At 29.1% G+C, this 6,563-nt stretch carries 6 protein-coding genes; 5 read left to right on the forward strand and 1 reads right to left on the reverse strand.

All coding sequences use genetic code 11. The features are described 5' to 3' along the window. Positions 1–17 precede the first annotated feature (17 nt). The 5 genes from IAA47_04360 (at position 18) to IAA47_04380 (ending at position 5,076) form a co-directional block, all read left to right on the forward strand. Positions 18–944 (forward strand): ABC transporter permease, encoded by a 927-nt coding sequence (locus IAA47_04360; protein ID MBU3842203.1) that lies wholly within the window; start codon positions 18–20, stop codon positions 942–944. Positions 945–1,006: 62 nt separating this feature from the next. Beyond that, entirely contained in the window at positions 1,007–1,771 is a 765-nt protein-coding gene (locus IAA47_04365; GenBank protein MBU3842204.1) for an ABC transporter permease, read from the forward strand. A gap of 31 nt (positions 1,772–1,802) precedes the next feature. After that, entirely contained in the window at positions 1,803–3,353 is a 1,551-nt protein-coding gene (locus IAA47_04370) for an ABC transporter substrate-binding protein (GenBank protein MBU3842205.1), read from the forward strand. A gap of 12 nt (positions 3,354–3,365) precedes the next feature. Further along, complete coding sequence (locus tag IAA47_04375) at positions 3,366–4,139, forward strand: ABC transporter ATP-binding protein (protein MBU3842206.1); 774 nt, start codon at positions 3,366–3,368, stop codon at positions 4,137–4,139. Beyond that, a complete protein-coding gene (locus IAA47_04380) occupies positions 4,132–5,076 on the forward strand; it encodes an ABC transporter ATP-binding protein (protein ID MBU3842207.1) in 945 nt (314 codons plus the stop codon). Before IAA47_04375 ends, IAA47_04380 begins: the two co-directional genes overlap by 8 nt. Before the next feature lie 110 nt (positions 5,077–5,186). Here the strand turns inward: IAA47_04380 and IAA47_04385 are convergent, their stop codons facing one another. After that, positions 5,187–6,488 (reverse strand): MATE family efflux transporter, encoded by a 1,302-nt coding sequence (locus IAA47_04385; protein ID MBU3842208.1) that lies wholly within the window; start codon positions 6,486–6,488, stop codon positions 5,187–5,189. Positions 6,489–6,563: the final 75 nt, after the last annotated feature.

A 6,563-nucleotide genomic window follows, 5' to 3' on the forward strand; every position in this document is an offset into this window, starting at 1 on the left:
AAATTAAGGAGTGTTTAATGAAAAGTTTTATAAGTAAGTCTTTTCAGATTTTAATTGTTTTAATAGGGGTTAGTTTTATAACTTTTACTTTAACTTATCTTGCTCCTGGAGATCCGGCAGAAATTATGTTAACTGATTCAGGGAATATACCCTCTCCAGAGCTATTGGCTAAAGTAAGAGCTGAACTAGGATTGGATAAACCCTTTCTAATTCAATATAAGGTTTGGCTTTTAAAGGTTTTAAAGGGAGATTTGGGAATGTCCTTTTCTTTAAAAGTTCCAGTTTTTACAAAATTGATTTCTAGTTTTCTTATCACACTAAAATTAAGTGTAGTATCATTTGTTTTAATGTTGCTAATATCAATACCATTAGGTTTTATATCAGCTTTAAATAGAAATAAAATAATAGATTATATTATAAGAGGCTTTAGTTTTTTAGGAATATCTATTCCAAGTTTTTGGATGGGATTGATATTTTTAAGTATATTTGGTGTAAAGTTAGGTTGGGTTCCTATCATAGGAGGAACTGATAATATAAAAGCTCTAATTTTACCAGCGGTTACCTTAGCTTTGGCAATGTCATCTAAATATACTAGACAAATTAGAATTATTGTATTGGAAGAGTTAAAACAAGAGTATATAGTCGCTAGTAAAATAAGGGGATTAAGTAAGAGAACTATAATATTTAAACAGTTGCTTCCTAATGTAATGTTACCTATAATGACACTTTTAGGAGTAACTGTAGGAAATTTAATAAGTGGAACAGCAATTATAGAAATAGTTTATAACTGGCCTGGAATGGGAAATCTAGCTATAAAGGCTATATCAGCACATGACTATCCATTGATTCAAGGATATGTTTTATTTATTGCACTATTTTATATGATAGTAAATTTAGCTGTGGATTTTTCATATAAATTTTTAGATCCAAGAGTAAAGGAGTAAAATTGAAGAGAGTAAGAAAAATTTTAGAAAATAAACAATTTTTAATATATCTATCTCTGAGTATGATTGTCATATTGATAGCGATATTAGCTCCAATTCTAGCCCCTAAAGATCCATACCATGCTGTTATGTTGGACTCCTTGAAACCACCTTCAAAGGAGTATATATTAGGAACTGATGTTTTAGGAAGAGATATTTTTTCAAGAATTATTTATGGAACAAGAACAACATTAGTGATGGCTTTTTCACTACTGGCAATAGTTTTTTTTGTTGGAGGAACATTGGGAGTTATAGCTGGATTTTATGGTGGAATAGTAGATAATGTAATCATGAAAATATCAGATATGATGATGGCTTTTCCGGGATTAATACTAGCTATAGCAATAGCAGGTATACTTGGGCCAAGTACTTTTAATGCTGTTTTAGCAATAAGTTTAGTTACATGGCCTAGATATGCTAGACTAGCTAGAAGTTTAACTTTGAAAATAAGAAAAAATACATATATAGAAGTAGCAATAATGGGGGGAATAACACCTTTAAATCTATTTCTTAAATATCTATTGCCAAATATCTTTCCTACAATGTTAGTTACAGCAACTATTGATATAGGTATGTTGATATTAGAGATAACATCTTTATCATTTCTAGGAGTAGGGGTACAGGCTCCAATACCAGAGTGGGGATTGATGTTAAATGAAGGAAGATTATATATATTTAAGGCCCCATGGTTAATATATTCACCTGGGATAGCAATTATAATAGTTGTTGTGATATTTAACTTATTAGGGGATAGTATTAGAGATATATTAGATCCAAAAGAAAATTAAAAAAATATAAGTATAAAGGAGAAGAATTTAAATGAAAAAAGTATTAAAATTTATTTCAATATTATGTTTAATATTGTTAACAGCCTGTGGAAAGGAGAAGGTTGAAAATAAAAATTCAGTAAGTGAAGTTAAGGAAATAGTAATAGGAACACCTAGTTTTGCTAACACTTTAGAAACAACAGAACAGTATTTTAGTTGGACAGTAGCAAGATATGGAGTTGGAGAAACACTTACAAAATTTGATGAAAAAGGAGAGTTAGTACCACTATTAGCAGAGAGTTGGGAAAATAGTAAAGATGGAAAAAGTTGGAAATTTAAAATAAGAGAGGGAGTAAAATTTTCAGATGGAACATTAATGACATCAGAAAGTGTAAAAAACTCTTTAGAGCGTACTTTTAAGTTAAATCAGAGAGCTAATACATTTTTTATTCCAAAGAGTATAGTAGCAGATAAAAATTATTTAATAATTGAAACTGAAAAGCCAGTGACAACACTTCCAGGATGTCTTGCAGATCCTCTTTTCATAATTGTAAATACAGAAGCTGATACAACAAAATTTGCTATGGAGGGGCCTATTTCAACAGGACCATATGTTGTAGAGAAATTTAATCCAACAGAGTATTGTTCAGTAGTTAGAAATGAAAATTACTGGGGAGGAGAGGTTCCATTTGATCGTGTGGTATTTAAATATATAAATGACCAAGCAACACGTTCTTTAGCACTACAAAGTGGAGAAATTCAAATGGCATACAGTCTAAAGCCAGAAAATTTAGTTGATTTTAAAAATAATGATAAGTATAATATTCAAAGTATAAAGTCATTAAGAGGAACTTTTGCTTTTATGAATGAAAATGGAATTTTAAAAGATAAAGTATTACGTCAAGCTATAAATAGAGCTTTGAATAAAGAGGTTTATACAACTGTTTTATTAGGAGGAGCAGCAACTCCAGGAAAAGCACCAGTACCACCAACATTAAATTTTGGATTTGATCAACTTGTTGATGAAAACACATATAATCCTGAAAATGCAAAGGAAATTTTAGCTAAGGCTGGATATAAAGATATTGATGGAGATGGGTATTTAGAAACTCCAGATGGGCAAAAAATAGAGTTAAACTTTGTTATCTATACAAGTAGAGAAGAGTTAAAAGTTTATGCACAAGCGGCTCAAGTTAGTTTAAAAGAGATTGGAATAAAAGTAAAATTAATAACAGTAAGTTATGAAACAGTATTAAAATATAGAGATAGTGGAAATTTTGATTTACTTATATGGAATGTTTTAGTTGCTAATAGTGGAGATCCTGAAAACTATTTACGTGAGAACTGGTATAGTAAAGCTTCTACAAATCAAACTGGATATAATAATCCAAAAGTAGATGCTTTATTAGATGAGCTTTCATCAGAGTTTGATCCTGATAAGAGAAGAGAGTTAATTATAGAAATTCAACAACTCATAATGGATGATTGTGCAACAATCTTCTTTGGATATGAAACTGCTTACTTAATCTCTTCAACAAAATTAAAAAATGTAGTGATGTATCCAATGGATTACTATTGGTTAACAGATAAGATGTCATTTTAAATAGGAGTGTATATGCTAACTTTAAAAAATATTGGGATAACTTATGAGAATGGAAAGGTAGCAGTTTCAGATTTTAATTTTGATATAAAAAAAGGTGAAATTATAGGTATAGTAGGTGAGAGTGGAAGTGGAAAATCCACTCTCATTAAAAGTATTGTAGGAGGACTTCCTGAAACTACTAAGATAGTAGGAGAAGTACTATTTGAAGGAAAAAACATTTTAAATGATAAGAAGTTTGAAAAGGGAAGAGATATAACAATCGTTTTTCAAGAGACACGTCATACTCTTAATCCTATTAGAAAGATAGGAAAGCAATATATTGAATATATTAGACAACATCTCAAAATCTCAAAGGAAGAAGCCGAAGCTAAAGCAATAGAGAATTTGAGGAAAACAAATCTTCCATCTCCAGAAAATATAATGAACAGTTATCCATATCAGTTGAGTGGAGGAATGTGCCAAAGAGTAGGAATAGCTATGGCTATGACATTTAATCCTAAAATATTATTAGCAGATGAACCTACAAGTGCTCTAGATGTAACAACACAAGCTCAGATTGTTACTGAATTACTTCACATGAGAGAAAAATTTGGTACGACAATGGTAGTAGTGACACATAGCTTAGGAGTAGCTGCATATTTAGCTGATAGATTGGTTGTTATGAAAGATGGAAAAATTGTTGAAACTGGAAAAACAGAAGAGGTTTTAAAAAATCCAAAGTCTGAATATACTAAATTATTAATAGCCTCTGTTCCTACTTTAGAGAGTGAGGAAAATTATGAGTAAAAAAATATTAGAATTAAAAAATGTAAATAAGTATTTTATAACTTCTGATGGTAAAACTTTAAAAGCTTGTAATAATATAAATTTAGATATAGAAGAAGGAAAAATTACAGGGATAGTAGGAGAGAGTGGATGTGGAAAATCAACTTTAGTGAGATTGATAGTCCAATTAGAGAAACTAACTGAGGGTGAAATACTTTACAAAGGAAAAGATATTTCAAAATTTAATAAAAAGGAGTTAAGGGAGAGTAGAAAAAATATTCAAATGATCTTCCAAGATGCTCATGGAGCTTTTAATCCAAGAATGACAATAAAGGATATCTTAACAGAGCCACTTCTTAATTTTGGATTGATAAAAAAGGAAGAGAAAGAGAAGAAAGCAAAAGAGCTTTTAAATTTGGTAGAGTTATCAAGTGATTACTTGAATGCTTATCCACATAATTTAAGTGGAGGACAGTTACAGAGAGTAGGAATAGCTAGAGCTATATCACTTAAACCTGAAATTCTTATTTGTGATGAGGCAACCTCAGCCTTAGATGTATCTATTCAAAAAAGTATAATAGAGCTTTTGAAAAAGATACAAAGAGAAACAAATATGAGTATAATATTTATCTGTCATGATTTAGCTTTGGTACAGTCATTAGCTGATGAAGTTGTGGTTATGTATCTAGGGCATATTGTCGAAAAATTAAAGAGTAAAAACTTAAAATTAGAAGCAAAACACCCATATACTCATGCTTTAATAAAGAGTGTATTAAGTTTGGAGAAAAATAATAGGTTGGAGATTTTAGAAGGGGATATTTCTAGTCCAATTCTATTAAAAGATGAGTGTCCTTTTGTTAATAGATGTAAATCAGCAATAGAGGTGTGTAAAGTTAAAAAGCCAAAAATGAAAAGATTTGATAGTGAACATGAAGTAATGTGTCACTTAGAGTTTTAAAAAGAGATAATAAAAAGAGAGAAGGTAAGATAAAATTATACTTTCTCTCTTTATTTTTTAGTAGTTTTTAAATAAAAATATCTAAGTAGACTAGGTATTACATTTGAATTTTAATTAGTTAAGGTCTTTTTTAATTGAGGGATTAAGAATATACCTCTTCCTAAATAGAAGACAAGTAGTGATAACCAAACGCCATTGTTTCCATAAATTGGTATTAAAAATTTCCAAGCTATGAAAAATGAAATAAAAGCTAATACTGTAGATGTCATAATAGGAACTGTTTTAGCTGCTCCTGTAAACACTCCATAAAAAGTTAATCCTAAAAAAGCAATAGAAGGATATAGTACTAACCAGATTGAGTATTTTTGAGTTAATATTAATATATTAGGAAGCTTTGTAAAGATTTCAATAATAGTTCTATTAAATAAGACAAACACTATTGTAATTAAAATTGTTGCAATGATTCCCCAGAAAAAAGTTTGTTTCCAACAATTTTTCATAAGTGTATTATTTTTCTGTCCTCTAGCTCTTCCAGAGAATACACTAGCTGTATTGGCAATTCCATCAAAAGCATATGAGAAAATTGACATTATTTGGAATAGTATAGCATTTGTAGCAAGAATATCTCCACCTAATCTAGAACTAGCCATGGTAAAGAGATTATTGTGAGATACTAAACAGAAAGTTCTAATCATTAAATCTCTATTTACACATAAAATATTTATAATTTCTTTTTTATTTATAATAGATTTAAAATCTAAATATTTATGATAAGAGTATGGAGTAATAAATACTATTCCAAGAATAGTTGAAAAAATTTGTGAGATAAGAGTAGCATAAGCAACTCCTTCAACTTTATAATCTAAGAATATAACAAATAAAATATCTAAAAGTATATTCAATAGATTACCAGAGATTTGCATAGTCATAGAAGATTTGACATTTCCTAATCCCATAAGCCAACCTAAAAGTACATAATTTGTCAAAACAAAGGGAGCTCCCCATATAAGTATTTTAAAATAAGTATAAGCTACTTTTTGAATATTAATATCTGGATTAATAAACTTCATAGAACTTTCAAAAATTAAGTTTTGTGAAATAATCATAATGAAACTAATAATAAAAGCTATTAATAGTGGACGGAAAAAAACATCACTAATATCTTTTTTATTTGTATAATGACTTGATTGAGCACTATAAGCAGTGGTGCTCACTCTTAAAAATCCAAATATCCAATAGATAGTATTGAAAATTAAGGTTCCAATAGAAACACCTGAAATAAAATTAGTATTATTTAACTTTCCAATAACTGCCATATCAGCTGCCCCTAATAAAGGTTGAGTTATTGTAGAAAGAATAAAAGGGATCATAAGACTTAAAAACATCTTATTAGTAATATTGTTGTTTGTCATTTGAAACTCTCCATTCATATTATATTAGACAATAACAGTCCATAAAAAATTATAACATATAAATTAAATTATAAC

Source organism: Candidatus Fusobacterium pullicola (assembly GCA_018883725.1).
Taxonomy (GTDB): domain Bacteria; phylum Fusobacteriota; class Fusobacteriia; order Fusobacteriales; family Fusobacteriaceae; genus Fusobacterium_A; species Fusobacterium_A pullicola.

What these genes read in the sequence shown, in the direction of transcription:
- IAA47_04380 (MBU3842207.1), top strand. Translation starts at nt 4,132, where the DNA reads ATGAGTAAAAAAATATTAGAATTAAAAAATGTAAATAAGTATTTTATA.
- IAA47_04375 (MBU3842206.1), top strand. Translation starts at nt 3,366, where the DNA reads ATGCTAACTTTAAAAAATATTGGGATAACTTATGAGAATGGAAAGGTA.
- IAA47_04365 (MBU3842204.1), top strand. Translation starts at nt 1,007, where the DNA reads ATGATTGTCATATTGATAGCGATATTAGCTCCAATTCTAGCCCCTAAA.
- IAA47_04360 (MBU3842203.1), top strand. Translation starts at nt 18, where the DNA reads ATGAAAAGTTTTATAAGTAAGTCTTTTCAGATTTTAATTGTTTTAATA.
- IAA47_04370 (MBU3842205.1), top strand. Translation starts at nt 1,803, where the DNA reads ATGAAAAAAGTATTAAAATTTATTTCAATATTATGTTTAATATTGTTA.
- IAA47_04385 (MBU3842208.1), bottom strand. Translation starts at nt 6,488, where the DNA reads ATGACAAACAACAATATTACTAATAAGATGTTTTTAAGTCTTATGATC.